The sequence below is a fragment of the Sediminihabitans luteus genome (genome assembly GCF_002797595.1).
Lineage (GTDB): Bacteria > Actinomycetota > Actinomycetes > Actinomycetales > Cellulomonadaceae > Paraoerskovia > Paraoerskovia lutea.
The window spans coordinates 958,001-978,156 of record NZ_PGFE01000001.1 but is presented as its reverse complement, the minus strand read 5'-3'; the positions used below and the strand labels follow the sequence as shown (position 1 = coordinate 978,156).

Genomic DNA, 20,156 nt, shown 5'->3' with positions numbered 1-20,156 from the left:
GACCGGACCCCATGACCGACGCCCCGCGCCCGCACGACGTGTCCGCCCGCCTGGCCGGGGCCGTGGGCACCGACGACGACGAGGGCGGCGACGAGTCGACCACGACCGTCGTGATCGCCTTCGCTGCGAACGCGCTCATCGCCGTCGCGAAGACGTTCGCCGCGATGCTGACCGGCTCGGCGTCGATGGTCGCCGAGGCCGTCCACTCGTGGGCCGACACGGGCAACGAGGTGTTCCTGCTCATCGCGGGCCGGCGCTCGCGGCGTCCCGCGAACGCCGACCACCCGCTCGGTCACGGCCGCGAGGCGTACGTGTGGTCGATGTTCGCGGCGATCGGGCTGTTCGCGATCGGGGCGGGCGTGTCGATCACGCACGGCATCCAGGAGCTCGTGCACCCCGAGCCCGCGACCGACTACGGCGTCGCGTACGCGGTGCTCGCCCTCGCGTTCCTGCTCGAGGGCTTCTCCTTCTTGCAGGCGGTGCGCCAGACCCGCGCCGAGGCGGCGCGTGGCGAGCGCGAGCTGCTCAAGCACGTGCTGCGGACGTCCGACCCGACCGTGCGCGCGGTGTTCGCCGAGGACGCCGCGGCGCTGATCGGGCTCGTGGTCGCGTTCGTCGGGATCGTGCTGCACCAGGTCACGGGCTCGCCCGTGCCCGACGCGATCGGGTCGATCGTCGTCGGCCTCGTGCTCGGCGTCGTCGCCGTGGTGCTGATCGACCGCAACCGGCGGTTCCTCGTGGGCCAGGGCGTCGAGCCGCGCACCCGGTCGCTCGTGCTCGAGCGGCTGCTCGACGCGCCCGTGGTCGAGCGCGTGACGTACCTGCGCATCGAGTTCGTCGGGCCGCGCTCGCTGTACGTGGTCGCGGCGGTCGACATCGTGGGCGACGAGGTCGAGTCGGACGTCGCACGCACCCTCGCGCGCCTCGAGCGGGCCATCGTCGCGGAGAAGGCGATCGTCGGCTGCGTGCTCACCCTGTCGGCCCCCGAGGACGTGTCGCTCGCGCCGTAGCCGTGCTCGTCCGCGTAGCCGTGCTCGTCCGCGTCCCCCCATCCCCGCGAGGTAGAACCGAGCGCGCGAGATAGAACGTGCAACGTTCTATCTCGCGCGCTCGGTTCTACCTCGGCGACAGAGGTGGCGGGGTCAAGGCGTCGCGGCCTCGCGCGCGAGCAGCGACTCCTTGACCTCGAGCCCGTAGCGGAAGCCGCCGAGCGTCCCGTCGGTGCGCAGCACGCGGTGGCACGGCACGAACAGCGCGGCCGCGTTCATCGCACACGCCCCCGCCGCCGCGCGCACGGCCGCGGGCCGACCCGCTCGCCCCGCGTACTCGGTGTACGTCACGGGCGCACCGGGTCGGACGTCGCGCAGCACCTCCCACGCGTGCGCCCGGAACGGGCCGGAGACCTGGGTCACGGCGACCGCGCGCGGCGCGTCGAGGTCGCCCGCGTAGTACGCCCGCACCGCGGTCACGGCCGGGCGGACGGCGGGGGCGTCGTCCGCCACCTCGTCGACGCGGGTGGGGCGCAGGCTCGGGTGGACGAGCGCGACGAGCGACGCGACGTCGTCGGTCCAGCCCGAGGCGAGGACGGCGCCCGCGGCGTCCGCGACGATCGTGAAGGGTCCGTCGGGGGTGGAGAGCGTCGTGCTCGTCGCGGGCGTGCTCGTCGCGTGGTCGGTCGCCGCGGTGTCGGTCGGGGCCGCGGTACTGGTCGTGGTCATGGTGCTCCTCGGTCGGGATGCCGCAGGTCGGGGCCCTGCGGGTCGGGATGCTGAGGGTCAGGGTGCTACCGGGCAGGCTGCTGTGGTGCGGGCGCGGCGGCGCGCCACAGGTGCATGCCGGCGTACGAGCGCCAGGGCGCCCAGCGGGCCGTCGTCGCGTCGGTCAGGGGGTCGGGGAGCCCGAGGCGTCGGGCGCCGGCGCGCAGCGCGAGGTCGGAGCCGAGCAGCACGTCGGGGTCGCCGAGCACGCGCATCGCGACGTACCCGGCGGTCCAGGGTCCGACGCCCCGCCGGGCGAGCAGCGCGGCGCGCAGCTCGTCGGGGTCGCTCGCGGCCGAGACGTCGAGCGAGCCGTCGGCGAGGGCGGCGGCGACGCCGAGGATCGCCTCGACACGGGCGCGCGGGCCGCCCAGCACCGCGTGGCCGTGCTCGGCGACCTGGGCCGCGGTGGGGAACAGGCGCCCGAGGCCACGGGCGGCGAGGTCGGGGCCGAGGTCGGCCGGGGTGCCGAGGGTCGCGAGCCGTCCGAGGTGCGTGCGGGCGGCCTTGACGGAGATCTGCTGCCCGATCATGGCGCGCAGCACGACCTCGTGCGGGTCGACGGCGCCGGGCAGGCGGATCCCGGGCGTGGCGCGCACGCTCGCGGCGAGCGCGGGGTCGGCGCCGAGCACCTCGTCGACGGCGAGCGGGTCGGCGTCGAGGTCGAACAGGCGGCGCACGCGGGCGATCGCGACGGGCAGGTCGGCCAGGCCCGTGACGTGCAGGCGCACCGCAAACCGGTCGCCGTCGGCGTGGACCTCGACCGCGGCGGGGCCGTGGGGGAGCGCCAGGGTGCGCGCGTACGTCGTCGTCCCGCCCTGCTCGACGCCGTCGACCGCCCGCGCGTCGAGGAACGCGAGCACGCCCGCGGCGTCGAACGGCGCGCGCACGGGGAGCGTGAGGTCGACCGTGACGGGACGCCCGGGCGCCGTCGGCGCGGGGTCCGGAGGCCTGCCCGGGGTCCGGTGGCCCGCGCGGCGGGTGGCGCGCAGCACGGTCGGGGACATCCCGAACACCTCGGCGACGGTGTCGTTGAACTGCCGGATGCTCCCGAACCCGGCGGCGAACGCGACGTCCGCGAACGGCAGGTCGGTGGCCGTGACCAGGGTGCGGGCGGTCTGCGCGCGCACCGCGCGGGCCACGGCGAGCGGGCCCGCGCCGAGCTCGGCGCGCATGACGCGCCCGAGGTGCCGCTCGGAGTAGCCGAGCCGTGCGGCGAGCCCGGGCACGCCCTCGCGGTCGACGACGCCGTCCGCGACGAGCCGCATCGCGCGGGCCGCGAGGTCGTGCGCCGCGTTCCACGCGGGGGTGCCCGGGACGGCGTCCGGCAGGCAGCGCTTGCACGCGCGGAAGCCGGCCTCGTGGGCCGCGGCCGACGTCAGGTAGAACGCGACGTTCTCGGGTTTCGGGGTGCGCGCGGGGCACGACGGGCGGCAGTAGATGCCCGTCGTGCGCACCGCGGTGATGAACTGCCCGTCGAACCGGCGGTCGCGCGCGCTGATCGCGCGGTAGCGCTCGTCGAAGCTCGTCGGGGTGCTCATGCCCCCATCGTCACCCGCGCGCGGGCACCCGGGCTAGCGGGATTCGGACGTCGCGGTGGGGTCCCCGACGCCGAGCGTGACGAGCTGCGGCTCCGGCGTCGTGCCGCCGCAGCAGGACCCGCCCGCGGCGTCGTCCTCGACGAGGTCGGTCGAGCAGACCCCGGTCGCGGGCAGGTTCAGCCGGACGGCGTCGGCCGCGACCCGGTCGCCCGCGAGTGCCGCCGCGACGGACCGGACCTGCTCGTAGCCGGTCGCGAGGAGGAACGTCGGCGCGCGGCCGTAGGACTTCATGCCGGCGAGGTAGAACCCGTCGTCGGGGTGCCGCAGGAGCGTCTCGCCGTGTGGGGGGACGGTGCCGCACGAGTGCAGGTTGGGGTCGATCAGCTCGGCGAGGCCGCTCGGCGACTCGACGACGGGGTCGAGGTCGAGGCGCACCTCGCGCAGCATGTCGAGGTCGGGGCGGAACCCGGTGGCGTTGACGATCGCGTGCACGTCGAGGTCGACGGTCTCGTCGCGCGAGCGGCCGAGGACGCGCACGGTGTCGTCGCGCGCGACGAGCTGCTCGATCGAGATCCAGCGGACGAGGGTGAGGCGGCCGGCGTCGAGGGCGTCACGCAGGCGGGTGCCGAGCAGTCCTCGCGCGGGCAGCTCGTCGTCGGTGCCGCCGCCGAACAGGCGTCGCGGCGAGCCGCCGCGGATCGCCCAGGTGATCGTGGTGCCGGGGGCGGACTCGGCGAGCTCGACGAGCGACAGCAGGGTGTTGGCCGCGGAGTGGCCCATGCCGACCACGAGCGTGTGCTTGCCGGCGAACCGATCGCGGGCGCCGCCGAGGACGTCGGGCAGCGGGCCCGTGACGAACCGCTGGGCCTGCGCCTCGCCGAGTGCGGGCAGGCCGCTCGTGCCGAGCGGGTTGGAGGTCGTGAACGTGCCGGACGCGTCGATCACGGCGCGCGCGAGGACGTCCTCGACGCGGCCGTCGCCGGTCACGGTGCGCACGCGGTACGCGCGGCGGTCGCGGCCGAGGCTGCGGGTCTTGTCGGCGCCGTCGCGCGCGACGGCCAGGACGCGGGTGCGGGTGCGCAGCCGTGCGGCGATCTGCGGGGTCGCGGCGAGCGGCGCGAGGTACTCGCTGACCAGGTCGCCGCCGGTGGGGAGGGTGTCGAGGTCGGGCGTGGTCCACCCGGTCGGGGCGAGCAGGCGTCGCGCCGCCTCGTCGACGTCGTAGCGCCAGGGCGAGAACAGGCGCACGTGGCCCCACGACGCGACCGCGGCTCCGGCGCCGTCGCCGGCCTCGATCACGACCGGTTCGATGCCTCGCTCCAGCAGGTGGGCGGCGGCGGCCAGCCCGACGGGCCCTGCACCGATGACCACGACCGGCAGGTCGGCGCGCACGACGTCGCTCATCTTCACTCCTTGCATCGAGAACGATCAATGGGTTGCTCGGACCCAACGTATCCACAAACTTCGATACGTGGCAAGATGGGTGCATGACGACGACCGAGCTGCACCTGTCGGCCGAGCCGGCCACGACCTCCTGCTGCGCCCCCGTGCTACGGACCGTCGACCCCGGGACCGCGCGCGACCTCGCGCGCACCTTCAAGGCCCTCGCCGACCCCACGCGCGTGCAGCTGCTCTCGATCGTCGCCGCCGGCGCGGGGGGCGAGGCCTGCGTGTGCGACCTCACCGAACCTGTCGGCCTCTCCCAGCCGACCGTGAGCCACCACCTCAAGATCCTCGTCGACGCCGGACTCCTGCACCGCGAGCAGCGCGGCCGCTGGGCGTACTACTCCCTCGTGCCGGGGGCGCTCACGGCGCTCGCGGGCACGCTCACGGAGACCGTCGGGGGCTAGCGGGCGTCCGCGCTCAGGAACGCGGTGCGTCCGGGTCGTCACCGGGCGTGCCGGGCGGCGGCGGGGGAGCGTCGGGCGCGGGCGGCGTGGTGGGGTCCGTGGGCGTGGTGGGTGCCGCCGGGCTCGGGGGCTCTCCGGGGCTCGACGGTGCGGCGGGGTTCGTCGGTGCCGCGGGGCTCGTCGGTGCCGTGGGCGCGGACGGGGTCACGGGTGCCGGCGGCGTCGTCGGCGCCTCGGGGGTGCCCGGTGTCTCGGGGACGGGGGACACGGCGTCGGACGGCGCGGAGGGCGCGGCGTCGGACGGTGCGGCAGCAGTCGGCGGGCCCGGTGCGGGCTGGTAGCCCACTGGAGCCCCGGGCGGGGGCGGGGGCGGCGGCGCGTACGACCCGACGCCGGCTCCGGCGTCCGCGGACCGGGCGGCGTCCTGGCGCGAGCTGCGGCGCACGAGCCACACGGCGAGCGCGACGATGGCCGCGAGCACGATCACGGCGATCGCGATGATCCACCCGGTGCCCAGCCCGCTGCCGCCCTCGACGGCCGACCCGCGCGCGCTGATCTCGGTGACCTCGCCGTAGGCGGGCGTCCACACGACGGTGTTGTCGCCCTCGAGCTCCCCGGTGTGCTCGGTCACCTCGCCGGGGAACGTGATCGACACGCGGACGTCGAGCGAGTCGAGCATGCCGTCGGGCACCGCGGTGCCCGAGTCGTCGGTCAGGTCCATCTCGCCGCTGACGACGTACTCGTCGCCCTCGCGCGTGACGCTGAGGTCGTCGGCCCCGCTGCCCTCGGAGACCTCGTCGATGGGTGTGTCCTCGAAGGTGACCTTGGTGCCCGTGTAGCCGTCTTCGGCGTACGGCTCGGACGTCGCGCCCTCGGGCAGGTCGTCGGTGTCGACGCCCGCGCCGGACTGGTCGGCGAGCTCCTCGGGCGTGGTGCCCAGGGCGTCGGCGACCTCGTCGGAGAACGCGATCACGAGCGAGCCGCTCGCGGTGTCGTCCTCGTGGAGCGTGTAGTCGACGTGCATGCGCATGCAGCCGGACAGCAGCAGCGCGCAGGCTGCGGCGAGGGTCGCGAGGAGGGCACGCCGGTGTGCGGTCATGGTTCCAGCATGAGCGCATCTGCGGCGGGTGCAATCGGGGGCGGCGTCGCGCCCGTGGCCTCCGCCGCTCCTCAGGGTTGAGCGGAATAGACTCAACTCTGGTCCCGTTGACGTGATCAGACCACCCGACCGACACACCAGGGAGTGCCATGGACACCAAGTTCACGACCATGTCGCAGCAGGCGATCGGCGACGCGATCCAGCAGGCGTCGGCCGCCGGCAACCCGCAGCTCGAGCCCGTCCACCTGCTCTCGGCGCTGCTCGCCCAGCCCGGCGGCGTCGCGATGGGGCTGCTCGACGCCGTGGGCGCCGACGCGCAGGCGATCGGCCAGAAGGTCCGCGCCCAGCTCGTCGCCCTGCCGTCCGCGAACGGCTCGGCCGTCGCGCGCCCGACCGCCTCGCGCGGCACGTCCGTCGTGCTCGAGCTCGCGGGCAAGGAGGCGGAGTCGCTCGGCGACGAGTACGTCTCGACCGAGCACCTGCTGATCGGCCTCGCCGCGTCGTCGTCCCCCGCGACCGACGCGCTCGCCGGCGCGGGCGCGACCGCGGACGCCCTGCGGTCCGCGCTGCCCGCCGTCCGCGGCTCGGGGCGCGTGACCAGCCCCAACCCCGAGGGGACGTTCAAGGCGCTCGCCCAGTACGGCGTCGACCTGACCGAGCGCGCCCGCGAGGGCAGGCTCGACCCGGTGATCGGCCGCGACGCCGAGATCCGGCGCGTCGTGCAGGTGCTCAGCCGCCGCACCAAGAACAACCCCGTGCTCATCGGCGACCCGGGCGTCGGCAAGACCGCCGTCGTCGAGGGCCTCGCGCAGCGCATCGTCGCGGGCGACGTCCCGACGTCGCTGCAGGGCAAGCGCCTCGTGTCGCTCGACCTCGCGGCCATGGTCGCGGGCGCCAAGTACCGCGGCGAGTTCGAGGAGCGGCTCAAGGCCGTCCTCGAGGAGATCACGGCGTCGGACGGCGAGGTCGTGACCTTCATCGACGAGCTGCACACGGTCGTCGGCGCAGGTGCCGGCGGCGAGGGCGCGATGGACGCGGGCAACATGCTCAAGCCCATGCTCGCCCGCGGCGAGCTGCGCCTCGTCGGCGCGACCACGCTCGACGAGTACCGCGAGCACGTCGAGAAGGACCCGGCCCTCGAGCGGCGCTTCCAGCAGGTCTACGTGGGCGAGCCGACCGTCGAGGACACGGTCGCGATCCTGCGCGGGCTCAAGGAGCGCTACGAGGCGCACCACAAGGTGACGATCGCCGACTCGGCGCTCGTGGCCGCCGCGACTCTCTCCGACCGGTACATCACGGGCCGCCAGCTGCCCGACAAGGCCATCGACCTCGTCGACGAGGCCGCGTCGCGCCTGCGCATGGAGATGGACTCGTCGCCCGTCGAGATCGACGAGCTCCAGCGTGCCGTCACGCGCCTCGAGATGGAGGAGGTCGTGCTCAAGGACTCCGACGACGCTGCGTCCGCGGAGCGTCTTGAACGCCTGCGCAAGGACCTCGCCGACCGCCGCGAGGAGCTCGCCGCGCTGACCGCGCGCTGGGAGTCCGAGAAGGCCGGCCACAACCGCGTCGGCGACCTGCGCGCCCGCCTCGACGAGCTGCGCACCGCCGCCGAGCGCGCGGTGCGCGAGGGCGACCTCGAGGCCGCGGGACGGCTGACCTACGGCGAGATCCCGCAGGTCCAGCGCGAGCTCGCCGAGGCTGAGGCCGCGGAGGAGGAGTCGAGGGCGGCCGCGTCGTCCGCCGAGCACGGGGACACGGACGTGCCGCCCATGATCGCCGACAAGGTCGGGGCCGACGAGATCGCCGAGGTCGTCTCCGCCTGGACGGGCATCCCCGCCGGGCGCATGCTCCAGGGCGAGTCCGAGAAGCTCCTGCACATGGAGGAGGTCATCGGCGAGCGGCTCATCGGGCAGCGCACCGCGGTCGAGGCCGTCTCGGACGCGGTGCGGCGCGCCCGCGCGGGCGTCGCCGACCCGGACCGGCCCACGGGCTCGTTCCTGTTCCTCGGCCCCACGGGCGTCGGCAAGACCGAGCTCGCGAAGGCGCTCGCGGACTTCCTGTTCGACGACGAGCGCGCCATGGTGCGCATCGACATGTCGGAGTACTCCGAGAAGCACTCGGTCGCGCGCCTCGTCGGCGCGCCCCCGGGGTACGTCGGGTACGAGGAGGGCGGCCAGCTGACCGAGGCCGTGCGGCGACGTCCGTACTCGGTCGTGCTGCTCGACGAGGTCGAGAAGGCCCACCCCGAGGTGTTCGACGTGCTGCTGCAGGTGCTCGACGACGGGCGCCTGACCGACGGCCAGGGCCGCACGGTCGACCTGCGCAACGTGATCCTCGTGCTGACCTCGAACCTGGGGTCGCAGTTCCTCGTCGACCCGACGCTCGACGACGACGCCCGGCGCGAGGCCGTCATGGGGGCCGTGCGGGCGAGCTTCAAGCCCGAGTTCGTCAACCGCCTCGACGACGTCGTGGTGTTCGACCCGCTCACGATCGACCAGCTGGGCCGGATCGTGGACATCGCGGTCGACCGCCTCGCCGCGCGGCTCGCGGACCGGCGCATCACGCTCGACGTGACGCCCGAGGCGCGCGAGCGGCTCGCGCTCGACGGGTTCGACCCGGCGTACGGCGCCCGCCCGCTGCGCCGCCTCGTGCAGCGCGAGATCGGGGACCGGCTGGCCCGGCTCCTGCTCGCGGGCGAGGTGTCGGACGGCGCGACCGTCGTCGTCACGTCGGGCGACGACGGGCTCGAGGTCGGGGTCCGTCAGGCCTGACGTCGGCTGGCCAGGGGCATCCGCGCCCCTGGCCAGCCTGCTCGTCACCGTATAAAGGGTGATTTGAGCGGATGTGTTGCGCCCGGGTCCCGGAGGTGCAACGCTTCCGCCAACGCTTCCGCAGGGGGAGCTGGGAATGCCAAAGGGGGCATTGATGAAGCGCAAGATTCTGGGTGCGGCGATGGCGGCGGTGATCGCGCTCGGGGGCGTTGCCGTGGCGGCTCCGGCCAACGCCGCGACGACCAGCACCGGGTGCCAGGTCGTCGGTGGTTATGCCAACGGCAAGTTCACGGTCTACAACATCTCCTGCAACTACCCGGTGTCTGTCCGGGTCTACTACCGGCACCCGACCACAGGTGTCGTGACCTCGCGGTGGGTCGGGCCTGCCAGCATCGGACACCCCGCCACGGTCGCCGTTCCGTACTACGTCAGCTGGACGCTCTCTTAGCTCGATCTGGTGGGTGGTGCGCTCGGTCACGGGCACCGGCGGCGGGCCGGGGTGCAGCAGCACCCCGGCCCGCCCTCGTGCGTCCGGAGTTCACCCGGGAGGCGGGCGAATCGTTCCCCGCGCGGTATTGACGTGGCGCTCCTAGTGTGAATCGAGTCACGGCCCCGAGGGCAGGGGCGATCGTCGATCTGCTGGGGGCAGCATGCCGCTCGCCGTTCCGGAACCGCACGCGCATGACGCCCCCGTCTCTCCGTGGCGACACCGACGGCGGGTGAGCGGCCTCGTGCTCGTCCTCGTCGTGGCGGCAGGTTTCGCCCCGGTGCCCGGGGCGGTGGTCGCGCAGCAGAGCCTGCCCGCGGACCCTCCCACGGCGAGCGACAGAGCGGCAGCGTCGGGACGGCCAGCGACCACGGCGCTCGTGGCGGAGCGGTCGAGCAGTCGCGACGCCGCCGCGCTCGCGGCCGAGGCCGCGGCTGTGGCGGACGCTGCCGAGCGGACTGCGGAGAGGGAGGCCGCCGCGTCGGAGGCGGCCGCACGGGCCGCGCAGCAAAAGGCCACGGACGCCGCGTCCGAGAAGGCGGCCGCTGAGAAGGCGGCTGCGGCTCAGACGGCTGCGGCTCAGACGGCTGCGGCGAAGAAGCAGGCGGCACAGAAGGCCGCGGAGAAGCAGGCGGCGCTCGACGCCGGGCCCGCCCGCCTCGGGGCGCGCGGCGCGAAGACCCTCGCGGTGCAGAAGCGGCTCGTGGCCCACGGGTGGCGCGTCGCGGCCGACGGCGACTTCGGGCCGGCCACCGACCGCGCGCTGCGCGCGTTCCAGTCCTCCCGTGGTCTCACGGCCGACGGCGTCGCGGGGGACCGGACCGTCGCGGCGCTGAACGCGGCGCCGCGGGCGACGAGCGGTGGCACGGGGAGCGCGTCGTCCGGCGGATCGTCGTCGGGCGGCTCGTCGGGCGGGTCTGGCGCCCCGGCGAAGTCGGCGCCCCAGGCCGCGTCGGCCCCGAGCGGCGGCGTGGTCGCGCAGACCAACTGGTACCGCGCGCAGGCCGGCTGCGGGCCGCTGAGCGTCGACTCCCGGCTCGGCGCCGCGGCGCAGGGGCACGTGAACGACATGGCGGCCAAGGGCTACTTCGCGCACGACAGCCTCGACGGCACGACGTTCGACCAGCGCATCCGCCGCGCCGGCTACGGCGCACCGGGCGGGGAGAACCTCGCGCGCGGGCAGTCGAGCGCGACGCAGGTGCTGCGCGACTGGATGGCCTCGCCGGGGCACCGGGCGAACATCGTCAACTGCGCGTTCCGCACCATCGGTGTCGGGCAGTCGGGCAGCTACTGGGCACAGGACTTCGGGTACTGATGCGCCGCGCACCGCTCGTCCTCGCGCTCGTCCTCGCGCTCCTCTGCGGGGTCGCACCTGCGGCGTCCGCCCAGGGTCACGCCGCCCGGGCGGTCCCCTCCGCCGCGGTCGTCTCCGGCTCGGGCGTGACCGCCTCGGTCCCCTCGACGGTCACGCCCGCCGTGGTGCTGCACGCCGCGACCCGGCCGACGGTGCGCCTCGGGTCCCGCGGGTCGACCGTCGTGGTGCTCCAGAAGCGCCTGCGGGTGCACGGCTGGTACGTCGCCGCGGACGGCGTCTTCGGGTCCAAGACCCTGGCCGCGGTGCGGAGCTTCCAGCGGTCCGTCGGGCTCGGCTCCGGGGGAGTCGTCGGACCCAAGACGTGGGCCGCCCTGGGCAGGTCGCCCGCGAAGACGCCGCCCGCGACGCTCCACGGATCGCTCTTCGCGATGACCAACTGGTACCGGGTGCGCGCCGGCTGCAAGCCCCTGGTCGCGGACGCACGGCTCACGAGCGCCGCGCAGCGCTACGCGACCGACATGGCGACGCACGGGTACTTCTCGCACACGGGCCGCGACGGCAGCACGTTCGTGCAGCGCATCAAGGCTGCCGGATACCCGTCCCCGGGCGGCGAGAACCTCGCGCGCGGCCAGACGACGCGGACGCAGGTCATCACGGACCTCATGGCGTCGACGACGCACCGGGCGAACGTCGTCCGCTGCTCGTTCGTGCGCCTGGGTACGGCGCGCTCGGGCACGTACTGGGTGCAGGAGTTCGGGTACTGACCGGTCGGACGCCGGTCGGCCGGGTCGTCGCGCACCTGCGGTACCGTGGGCGCGTACCACCCGATTCACCCGAATCGCCGAGCAGTGCCGCAGGCGTACGCCTGCACGATCGACCACAAGAGAACACAGCCCACGGGAGTCCGCGGCAGCGGACTGAGAGGGCGGCTGATGCCACGCCGCCGACCGTCTGAACCTGTTCGGATCATGCCGACGTAGGGAGAGAGTCAGATGACTTCCGCACGCCCCGAAGCCGCCGCCACGCGCGGCGGCGCCATCGCCGAGAACGGCGAGCACCGTCTCACCACCGGCCCCGTCGCGGGCTCGTCCAAGGTCTACCTCGAGGTCCCGGGAGCCCCGCACCTGAAGGTCCCCGAGCGTCGCGTGCACCTGAGCAACGGCGAGCACCTCGACCTGTACGACACCTCGGGCCCGTACACCGAGGGCACCGCCGAGGCCCCGGCCCCGTCGATCGACGTCCGCGCGGGCCTGCCCCGTACCCGGGACGCGTGGACCCGCCCCGCCCCGGTCGACGGCGCGAGCACGCAGCTCGCCTGGGCGCGGGCCGGGATCGTCACGGATGAGATGCGGTACGTCGCGGCCCGCGAGGGCGTCGACGTGCAGCTCGTGCTCGACGAGGTCGCGCGCGGGCGCGCCGTCATCCCCGCGAACCACCGCCACCCCGAGTCCGAGCCGATGATCATCGGCAAGGCGTTCGGCGTGAAGATCAATGCGAACATCGGCAACTCGGCGGTGACCTCCTCGATCGAGGAGGAGGTCGAGAAGATGGTCTGGGCGGCGCGCTGGGGCGCGGACACGCTCATGGACCTCTCGACGGGCAAGGACATCCACGAGACGCGCGAGTGGATCATGCGCAACTCGCCCATCCCGGTCGGCACGGTGCCGATGTACCAGGCGCTCGAGAAGGTCAAGGGCGACCCGGCGGCGCTCACGTGGGAGGTCTACCGCGACACGGTGATCGAGCAGGCCGAGCAGGGCGTCGACTACATGACCGTGCACGCGGGCGTGCTGCTGCGCTACGTGCCGCTGACCGCGCGCCGCGTCACGGGGATCGTGAGCCGCGGCGGGTCGATCATGGCGGCGTGGTGCCTCGCGCACCACCAGGAGTCGTTCCTCTACAGGCACTTCCGTGAGCTGTGCGAGATCTTCCGCGAGTACGACATCACGTTCTCGCTCGGCGACGGCCTGCGCCCCGGGTCGATCGCGGACGCGAACGACGCCGCGCAGTTCGCGGAGCTGCGCACCCTCGGCGAGCTCACGAAGATCGCGAAGTCGTACGGCGTGCAGGTCATGATCGAGGGCCCCGGGCACGTGCCGATGCACAAGATCGTCGAGAACGTGCGCCTCGAGGAGGAGCTCTGCGAGGAGGCGCCGTTCTACACGCTCGGCCCGCTCGCGACCGACATCGCCCCGGCGTACGACCACATCACCTCGGCGATCGGCGCGGCGATCATCGCGCAGGCCGGCACCGCGATGCTCTGCTACGTCACGCCCAAGGAGCACCTCGGGCTGCCGAACCGTGACGACGTCAAGACCGGCGTCATCACGTACCGGATCGCGGCGCACTCGGCCGACCTCGCGAAGGGGCACCCCCGCGCCCAGCTGCGGGACGACGCGCTGAGCCGGGCGCGCTTCGAGTTCCGTTGGCACGACCAGTTCGCGCTCTCGCTCGACCCGGACACGGCGCGCGAGTTCCACGACGAGACGCTCCCGGCCGAGCCCGCCAAGACCGCGCACTTCTGCTCGATGTGCGGGCCGAAGTTCTGCTCGATGCGCATCAGCGCCGACGTGCGCGAGTACGCCGAGAAGAACGGCCTCGACACGGTCGAGGCGATCGAGGCGGGCATGGCCGAGAAGTCGGCCGAGTTCGCGGACGCCGGCGGGCGCGTCTACCTGCCCGTGACCACCGCCTGACCTGGGGCCCGACGGCGTCCGACCCCCGGGCCGGACGCCGTCGGCGGGCCCGTGCGGCGAGCGCGGGCCGGGGAAGGGACCTGTGTACGCTCCGGTGCCATGAGCGCAGGGGACCGATGAACAGCGCAGGGCGAGCATGAGCGCAGGGCGTCGATGATCACCGGGGGAGCACCGCGGGCGCGTGCCGTCGACGTCGGTGCCTACGCGGACCCGCGGCGCCCCGGTCGGGTCGTGCTCGTGGTGCTCGGGGTGCTGCTCGGCCTCGTGGTCCTCGTCGGGCCGCTCGTCCTCTACGCCGTCGTCTCGGGCGAGGCGCACGCCGAGATGTACGACGAGGCGTACGCGTGCGACCCGGACGACACGGAGGGCGTGCTCGCGACGGACGCCCTGCTCGCCCTGGTGCCGCCCGATGCGACGGTCGGACCGGTCGAGTCCGGCTGCGACACCGACGACCGGTACCGCTTCGCGTACGTCGTGGTCGAGGGGATCGACGTCGAGACGGCCGACGCGTACTACCTCGCGGCGGCGACCGCGCAGGGGTTCACCCGCACGACCGCCGGCGGTTCGACCTGCACGTCGGTCGACCGCGACGGCCGGTCGATCGCGCTCGAGGTCTCCCCGGACCCCGAGGGCGTCGTGGTCTCGCTCGTCGCCGCGGCCGACGGGAAACGCCAGTGCTGACACGACGGCGCCCGACCCTCGAGGTCGGACGCCGTCGGCGTGTCCGTGCGCGTCAGACCGTGATCGCCTTGGACGACACCCGCAGGAACGTCGGGCTCGACTGCCAGATCTGGCGGAACTGCACGGTCTTGCCGGGGCGTGGCGCGTCGATCATGGTGTTGCCGCCCGCGTAGATCGCGACGTGCCCGGGGCTCCAGATGAGGTCGCCGGGGCGCGCTGCGCTGCGCGAGATCTTCTTGCCCTGGTGGCGCTGCGCCGAGGACGAGCGCGAGAGGGTCTTGACCCCGGCCTTCTTGTAGACGTAGCTCGTGAAGCCGCTGCAGTCGAAGCCGGCGGGGGTGCCGCCCCCGTAGCGGTACTTGGTCCCCACGTACTTCGAGGCGACGTTGAGCACGCGCGAGGAGTACTTCGAGACGGTGATGCGCTGCGACTTCTGGATCCCGCGCAGCCCGGTGCTGCTCGACGGGATCGCCACCGCGGTGAGCGTGTGGTTGCCGTAGGAGTGGCGGTTCGAGGGGCGGTACCAGGCGTATCCGCGGCTGTCGAACGACATCTTGCGGAACGTGTGCCCGTCGATCTTGAAGTAGGCGACGCCGCGGACCGGCTTGCCCTTGTAGGTCGCCTTGAGGCGGATCATCGGCGAGCTCTTGTACTTGACGATCGTCGACGTGCTCGCCGTGACCGTGATGGCAGGGCGCTTGACTGCGGCCTCGGCGGGGGCCGCGGCCAGGGGGTTCGCCGCGAGGGCGGTCCCGCCGATGAGGGAGGCGGCGAGGGCCAGCGCGACGGAGAGCCGGCGGCGACGCGGTGCCTCGCCGTGCGCGTCGGGGCGCGGCTCGGCCAGGGTCTGGGTGGTGGACATGCGTGACCTCTCGACGCCTTCGAGGTGAGCTGTCGGGTTCGGGCCGGAGGTGTGGCCCGGTCTCGTGGACCGTGATCGTCCGTGAGACTTCACCCCGAGGGTGACCTGTCGGTCGCCCGGTGGAGAGGTGGGTCCCCCGCCGCTGCCGTGCGTGTCGTCGTCGTCCGTGACCGTCGGCAGCGCTCGGCGTGCGGCCCGGATCTTCCGCCTTCGGGGTCGAGGACGGTCCAGCGAACGTAGCCCGATACGCAGGGGAGGTCACTATTCGATAACGAGGATTGCCGACGGTTTGTGTGAAGGCCTCGTGGGAGCGGGGCGTTCCGCGCGAAACGGTGTGTCCGGCTTGCCCCTGGCCGCGATACATTGCGCCGTCTTCACGAGCCGCCGATTGGTTGAATCCTTGATCACCCGGCACCTCGCCCCCAGGAAAGAGGTGCGGCCGTGCCGTTCACCCCGAGCCACGTGCTCGCCGTCCTGCCCGGCATCGGACCACGCGGCTCGCGCCGTGCCGCGCTGCTGCTGCCGTCCGCCCTGGTCGCCGGCACCGTCGTCCCCGACATCACCTACTACGTGCCCGGCGTCTCGATCGACCACTCGCTCGGCATGCACACCGCACGCGGGGTCGTCACGACCGACCTCGTGGTCGGCCTCGTGCTCGTCGCGCTCTGGCTCGCCGTGCTGCGCACCCCGCTGCTCGAGCTCGCGCCCGACGTCGTGCGCTCGCGCGTCGACCCCGTCCCCCGGCCGCGGACGACGCGGGCCTGGCTCGCGCTCGCCGCCGTGGCCGTGGTCTCGGTGCTGCTGGGCGCCTGGTCGCACGTCGCGTGGGACGAGCTGACCCACCCGGGCGGGCTCGGGGCGCAGCACGTGCCGTGGATCGCGCAGTCGCACGCCGGGGTCGCGGGCTCCGCGTGGCTCCAGCTCGTCTCGAGCGCGGTCGGACTCGTCGGCACGGCATGGTGGCTCGAGGTCCGACGCCGACGCACCCCGCCCCGCGTCGTCCGACCGCCCGCGCTGCCGGTGCGGCGCGAGGTCGCGTGGGGCGTGCTCGCGGCGGCCTGCGTGGTCGCGGTGCTCGGCACGGCGGTCGTCCTCGGGGTCGGGGGAGCGCGGGCGAGCGGGTTCGTGCTGCTGACCGGGGTCATGACCGCCGTGGCCTGGACGCTCGTCGCGGCGTGCGTCGCCTGGTGGGCCTGGCGCGCGACGCGGGGCGGTGCGCCCCGCCCCGGGACCCGACCCGACGGGCACCCCCAGGACGCCGCGCTGTAGGGTCGCGACGTGAGCGAGAGCCCGTCCGAGAGCGCGCCCGGCACCCCTGCCGGGCCGCGCCCCACCCGCCGGTACGCCAAGGGGCAGGCGACGTGCGCGGCGCTCGTCGCCGCGGCGGGCGACGTGTTCGGCGAGGTCGGCTACCACGGCGCGTCGCTGCGGGACATCGCCGCGCGGGCGCAGATCTCGCACCCCGGGCTGCTGCACCACTACCCGACCAAGGCCGACCTCCTCGCCGCGGTGCTCGCACGGCGCGACGAGGTCGACGACGCCGCGATCGACGCGGACCTCGCGGCGGGCGTCGACTTCTTCGAGGCCCTCGTCCGCCTGGTCGAGCGCAACGCCGCCCGGCCCCGGATCGTCGAGCTCTTCGCGGTGCTCTCGACCGAGGCCACCTCGCCCGACCACCCCGCGAACGGGTACTTCCGTGCGCGGTACGCGCGGAGCGTCGCGACCGTGGCCGCCGCCGTCGAGGCCCGGGTCGAGGCGGGGGCCCTCGCGCCGGGCACCGACGCCACGTCGATCGCCCGGGCGGTCGTCGCGCTGCTCGACGGCCTGCAGGTCCAGTGGCTGCTCGAGCGCAGCGGCGGCACGTCGGCCGTCGACGCGCCTGCGGTCGACGGGCTTCCGGTCGACGGGCTTCCGGTCGACGGGCTTCCGGTCGACAAGCCTGCGGTCGACATGGCAGCCGAGGTGCGCGCGCACCTCCAGCGCCTGGGCCTGCTCGGTCCGGGCGCAGCGGGCGCCTGACCTCAGTCGAGCAGCGAGCCCTCGCGCGACTCGCCGGCCGCGACGCACAGCGCGGTCCGGTCGCCGTCGGCCCACGAGGCCTCGGTCGGGATCCACAGCACGAGGCGGAACTCTGCCGGGTCGACGCCGTCGGCGGTCAGCGTCCGGTCGGTGCACACGCGCGCGGCGCGGCGCTGCGCGTCGCGCTCCCCGGGCCACACGGCGGCGTCCGACCAGTCGGTGCGCGCCACGACCTGCGCCTCGTGCGCGTCGGCGCACGGCACGACGTCGACGCGACCCAGCGCACCGTCGTCCGGCAGCGTGGCGAGGCAGCTGCCCAGCACGAGCTGGCGGCTCGCGGCCGAGGTCGGTGAGGCGACATCCGCGGGTAGCGGGGCCGTCGACGCGTGGTGCGACCACGCGAGCCCGGCCCACGTCGCCCCTGCGACGACCACGAGGCCTGCGGCGGCCAGCGCGACGGTCCGCGCGGTCCGGCGTCGTCGCCCGGCCGTGGCCGCGACGTCGGGCTCGGGGGCCCACCCGGGCGCCCGGTGCGGCGCGGGGTACAGGTGCTCGTCGGGCGTCACGGGCTCACGCTACCGGGAGCGCGCCCCCGCGCGGGCGGACGCCGCAGGACGAGGTTTGCAAGGAAGGCGTCCTAACGGCATATGATCGCCAGTGGTACCGGGCGTCGTCAGCCCGTCGCGTCGCACCCGCCTCACGGTAGGAGCCGGCCCTGGTGCCGCGGCGGAACGCGGTCGCAGGGTCGCGCGACGTCACCCAGACAGCGTCGACGTCGTCACCACGACGGCGTCGTCGAGACAGCGTCACCCGACGAGTGAGGACGCCATGGCCCCGCAGCGTGCACAGTCCAGCCCCACCCTGACCCCGACGGGCCCGCGCGCCGCGGTCGTCCTCGCCGCGGGCAACGACGACGCGTCGCGCGCCCTGCTCTCGCAGCCGCTCGGTGACGCGACGGTCGTCGAGACCGCGGTCGACAACGTGCGCCGCATCGTCGACGCCGACCGGATCGTCGTGGTGGTCGCCGCGGGGGACCGGACCGTGCGCGACCTCCTGGGGGACGACCTCACGTACGTCGAGCAGGCCGAGGCCTGCGGCACCGGCGACGCCGCGCTCACGGCCCGCGCCGCGGTGCTCGCCGCGCTCGGGGACGACGCGGCCGACGCGTCGGTGCTCGTCGCGTACGCCGACACGCCGCTGCTGCGCTCGCAGTCGCTGCGCGGCCTCATGACCCGGCACCTGCTCACGGGCGCCGACCTCTCGCTGCTGTCCGCCGTGGTCGACGCGCCCCGCGCGACCGACGGCCGCATCGTGCGCACCGACGGCGAGATCAGCGCGATCCTCGAGCCCGAGGACCGCCCCGACGTCGAGGTCGACGGCCCCACCGAGATCAACGTCGGCGCGTACGTCGCCGCGCCGGGCCTGCTGTTCGACGAGCTCGACGCGATGGTCGCCGACGGCGAGAACCGCCTCACCGAGCTCGCGCGCCGCGTCATCGCGCACGGTCGCCGCATCTCGTCGTACCGCATCTACGACACCGACGAGGTGCGCGGCGTCAACACCGACGCCGAGCTCGCCGAGGCCGCGGACGTCGTCCTCAAGCGCCTGTTCATGCCGAAGAAGAACACCGACACCAAGATCGTGTTCGGCACGGGCGGCTGGCGCGCCGTGATCGGCGAGGGCTACACGCTCGCGAACGTGCGCCGGCTGTGCCAGGCCATCGCGAACCAGGTCGTGCGCCAGGGCATCGAGACGCAGGGCGTCGTGATCGGCGGCGACCGCCGGTTCCTGTCGCGCGAGTCCGCCGAGGCCGCGGCCGAGGTGTTCGCGGGCAACAACATCCCCGTCGTCCTGCTGCCCGACGACGTCCCGACGCCGCTCGTGACGTTCGCCGCCCCGCACCTGGGCTCGGCGCTCGGCATCATCATCACGTCGAGCCACAACCCGCCCGAGTGGAACGGCATGAAGGTCTTCCGCGCCGACGGCTCGCTGCCGCTCGACGACGAGACCGACCGCTACCAGGACGAGGCCAACGCCCTGGCGGTCGACGACGTCATCACGCTCGACCTCGCGCTCGCGCGCCGCACCGGCATGGTCACCGACAAGGTGCTCACCGAGCCCTACGTCGACGCGATCGAGAAGATCGTCGACGTCGACTCGGTGCGCGGCTCCGACCTGCGCGTGATCGTCGACCCGATGTACGGCACGAGCCAGCTCACGCTCGGCACGATCCTCAACGACATGCGCGTGCGCTCGGAGTTCATCCACGCCGCGCACAACCCGCTGTTCGGCGGCATCGCGCCCGCGCCCGACCTGCAGCGCCTGAGCACGCTCATCACGATGATCGAGCAGGGCGGCGGCCGCTACGACCTCGGCATGGCGACCGACGGCGACTCGGACCGCATCGGGATCGTCGACGAGACCGGCGAGTACATCACCACGAACGACCTGCTGCTCCTGCTCTTCTGGTACCTGCACGAGGTGCGCGGCGAGAAGGGCGGCGTCGTGCGCAACCTCGCGACGACGCACCTGCTCGACCGCCTCGCGGCGCACTTCGGCGAGGAGTCGTACGAGTGCAAGGTCGGCTTCAAGCACGTCACCGCGGGCATGGAGAAGATCGGCGCGGTGCTCGGCGGCGAGTCCTCAGGCGGCCTGACCATCCGCGGCTGGATCCTCGGCAAGGACGGCATCTTCGCGTGCGCGCTCGTCGTCGAGATGCTCGCCCGCACGGGTAAGCGCATCTCCGAGCTGCGCGAGATGATCTACGAGATCACGGGCCGCCTGTACACGCTCGAGGCGAACGTCGACTCGACCCCCGAGATGCGCGTGGCCGTGCCGCGCCGGCTCGAGGCCGAGCCGCTCACGCACGTCGGCCCGTACCCCGTCGTCAGCGTCTCGCACCTCGACGGGACCAAGATCCTGCTCGAGAACGACAACTGGGCGCTCCTGCGCTTCTCCGGCACCGAGCCGGTCCTGCGCATGTTCGTCGAGGCGGACTCGCCCGAGAAGGCTGCCGAGCTGCTCGACTGGCTCAAGGGCTTCGTTACCGCGGGCGTCTGACCCCGCGGCCCGCGCGGC

Annotated in this window: 17 protein-coding genes and 2 riboswitches; of the genes, 11 read left to right on the top strand and 6 right to left on the bottom strand. The window is 74.0% G+C overall.

Going from position 1 to position 20,156, the window contains the following annotated elements; translation table 11 throughout:
- Positions 1 to 11 precede the first annotated feature (11 nt).
- Positions 12 to 1,010, top strand: a complete 999-nt coding sequence (locus CLV28_RS04530) for a cation diffusion facilitator family transporter (RefSeq protein WP_100422024.1) — start codon at positions 12 to 14, stop codon at positions 1,008 to 1,010.
- 132 nt (positions 1,011 to 1,142) lie between these two features.
- Here the strand turns inward: CLV28_RS04530 and CLV28_RS04525 are convergent, their stop codons facing one another.
- The 3 genes from CLV28_RS04525 to CLV28_RS04515 form a co-directional block, all read right to left on the bottom strand.
- Positions 1,143 to 1,718 carry a methylated-DNA--[protein]-cysteine S-methyltransferase gene (locus CLV28_RS04525; RefSeq protein WP_100422023.1) on the bottom strand — a complete coding sequence of 192 codons (576 nt, stop codon included), beginning with the start codon at positions 1,716 to 1,718 and terminating at the stop codon, positions 1,143 to 1,145.
- Positions 1,719 to 1,783: 65 nt separating this feature from the next.
- Positions 1,784 to 3,298 (bottom strand): AlkA N-terminal domain-containing protein, encoded by a 1,515-nt coding sequence (locus CLV28_RS04520; protein WP_100422022.1) that lies wholly within the window; start codon positions 3,296 to 3,298, stop codon positions 1,784 to 1,786.
- A gap of 33 nt (positions 3,299 to 3,331) precedes the next feature.
- Positions 3,332 to 4,702, bottom strand: coding sequence for an FAD-dependent oxidoreductase (locus CLV28_RS04515; RefSeq protein ID WP_100422407.1), 1,371 nt, complete (start codon positions 4,700 to 4,702; stop codon positions 3,332 to 3,334).
- Between the two features lie 83 nt (positions 4,703 to 4,785).
- Here CLV28_RS04515 and CLV28_RS04510 point away from each other — a divergent pair, with 83 nt between their 5' ends.
- Positions 4,786 to 5,148 (top strand): ArsR/SmtB family transcription factor, encoded by a 363-nt coding sequence (locus CLV28_RS04510; RefSeq protein ID WP_100422021.1) that lies wholly within the window; start codon positions 4,786 to 4,788, stop codon positions 5,146 to 5,148.
- A gap of 13 nt (positions 5,149 to 5,161) precedes the next feature.
- On the opposite strand, the gene CLV28_RS04505 is transcribed toward CLV28_RS04510, so the two are convergent.
- Positions 5,162 to 6,247: an LppM family (lipo)protein gene (locus CLV28_RS04505; protein ID WP_100422020.1), complete on the bottom strand. Its 1,086-nt coding sequence runs from the start codon at positions 6,245 to 6,247 to the stop codon at positions 5,162 to 5,164.
- 149 nt (positions 6,248 to 6,396) lie between these two features.
- Between CLV28_RS04505 and clpB the strand changes: the two genes are divergently transcribed.
- From clpB to CLV28_RS04475, 6 genes are all read left to right on the top strand, one after another.
- The gene (clpB, locus tag CLV28_RS04500) at positions 6,397 to 9,018 is read left to right on the top strand and encodes an ATP-dependent chaperone ClpB (RefSeq protein ID WP_100422019.1); all 2,622 of its coding nucleotides are present in this window, start codon (positions 6,397 to 6,399) and stop codon (positions 9,016 to 9,018) included.
- Positions 9,019 to 9,172: 154 nt separating this feature from the next.
- Positions 9,173 to 9,466 (top strand): hypothetical protein, encoded by a 294-nt coding sequence (locus CLV28_RS04495; protein WP_100422018.1) that lies wholly within the window; start codon positions 9,173 to 9,175, stop codon positions 9,464 to 9,466.
- A gap of 271 nt (positions 9,467 to 9,737) precedes the next feature.
- Positions 9,738 to 10,820: a CAP domain-containing protein gene (locus tag CLV28_RS15780; protein ID WP_203968250.1), complete on the top strand. Its 1,083-nt coding sequence runs from the start codon at positions 9,738 to 9,740 to the stop codon at positions 10,818 to 10,820.
- Positions 10,820 to 11,584 carry a CAP domain-containing protein gene (locus tag CLV28_RS04485; protein ID WP_100422017.1) on the top strand — a complete coding sequence of 255 codons (765 nt, stop codon included), beginning with the start codon at positions 10,820 to 10,822 and terminating at the stop codon, positions 11,582 to 11,584. Before CLV28_RS15780 ends, CLV28_RS04485 begins: the two co-directional genes overlap by 1 nt.
- 122 nt (positions 11,585 to 11,706) lie before the next feature.
- Positions 11,707 to 11,820, top strand: a riboswitch (TPP riboswitch).
- Positions 11,813 to 13,516 carry a phosphomethylpyrimidine synthase ThiC gene (gene thiC / locus CLV28_RS04480; protein WP_100422016.1) on the top strand — a complete coding sequence of 568 codons (1,704 nt, stop codon included), beginning with the start codon at positions 11,813 to 11,815 and terminating at the stop codon, positions 13,514 to 13,516. (Overlaps the previous riboswitch by 8 nt.)
- A 153-nt stretch (positions 13,517 to 13,669) precedes the next feature.
- On the top strand, positions 13,670 to 14,197 hold the full coding sequence (locus tag CLV28_RS04475; RefSeq protein ID WP_100422015.1) for a hypothetical protein: 528 nt from the start codon (positions 13,670 to 13,672) through the stop codon (positions 14,195 to 14,197).
- Positions 14,198 to 14,249: 52 nt separating this feature from the next.
- Here the strand turns inward: CLV28_RS04475 and CLV28_RS04470 are convergent, their stop codons facing one another.
- Positions 14,250 to 15,059 (bottom strand): C40 family peptidase, encoded by an 810-nt coding sequence (locus CLV28_RS04470; RefSeq protein WP_239073135.1) that lies wholly within the window; start codon positions 15,057 to 15,059, stop codon positions 14,250 to 14,252.
- A 2-nt stretch (positions 15,060 to 15,061) separates the two neighbouring features.
- Positions 15,062 to 15,229: riboswitch (cyclic di-AMP (ydaO/yuaA leader) on the bottom strand.
- 271 nt (positions 15,230 to 15,500) lie between these two features.
- On the opposite strand from CLV28_RS04470, the gene CLV28_RS04465 reads away from it, so the two are divergent.
- Both CLV28_RS04465 and CLV28_RS04460 read left to right on the top strand, forming a co-directional pair.
- The gene (locus tag CLV28_RS04465; RefSeq protein WP_157802489.1) at positions 15,501 to 16,328 is read left to right on the top strand and encodes a DUF4184 family protein; all 828 of its coding nucleotides are present in this window, start codon (positions 15,501 to 15,503) and stop codon (positions 16,326 to 16,328) included.
- A gap of 9 nt (positions 16,329 to 16,337) precedes the next feature.
- Positions 16,338 to 17,078 (top strand): TetR/AcrR family transcriptional regulator, encoded by a 741-nt coding sequence (locus tag CLV28_RS04460; protein WP_100422013.1) that lies wholly within the window; start codon positions 16,338 to 16,340, stop codon positions 17,076 to 17,078.
- Positions 17,079 to 17,080: 2 nt separating this feature from the next.
- On the opposite strand, the gene CLV28_RS04455 is transcribed toward CLV28_RS04460, so the two are convergent.
- The gene (locus CLV28_RS04455; protein WP_239073134.1) at positions 17,081 to 17,644 is read right to left on the bottom strand and encodes a septum formation family protein; all 564 of its coding nucleotides are present in this window, start codon (positions 17,642 to 17,644) and stop codon (positions 17,081 to 17,083) included.
- A 262-nt stretch (positions 17,645 to 17,906) separates the two neighbouring features.
- Between CLV28_RS04455 and CLV28_RS04450 the strand changes: the two genes are divergently transcribed.
- Entirely contained in the window at positions 17,907 to 20,138 is a 2,232-nt protein-coding gene (locus tag CLV28_RS04450; RefSeq protein ID WP_100422012.1) for an NTP transferase domain-containing protein, read from the top strand.
- Positions 20,139 to 20,156: the final 18 nt, after the last annotated feature.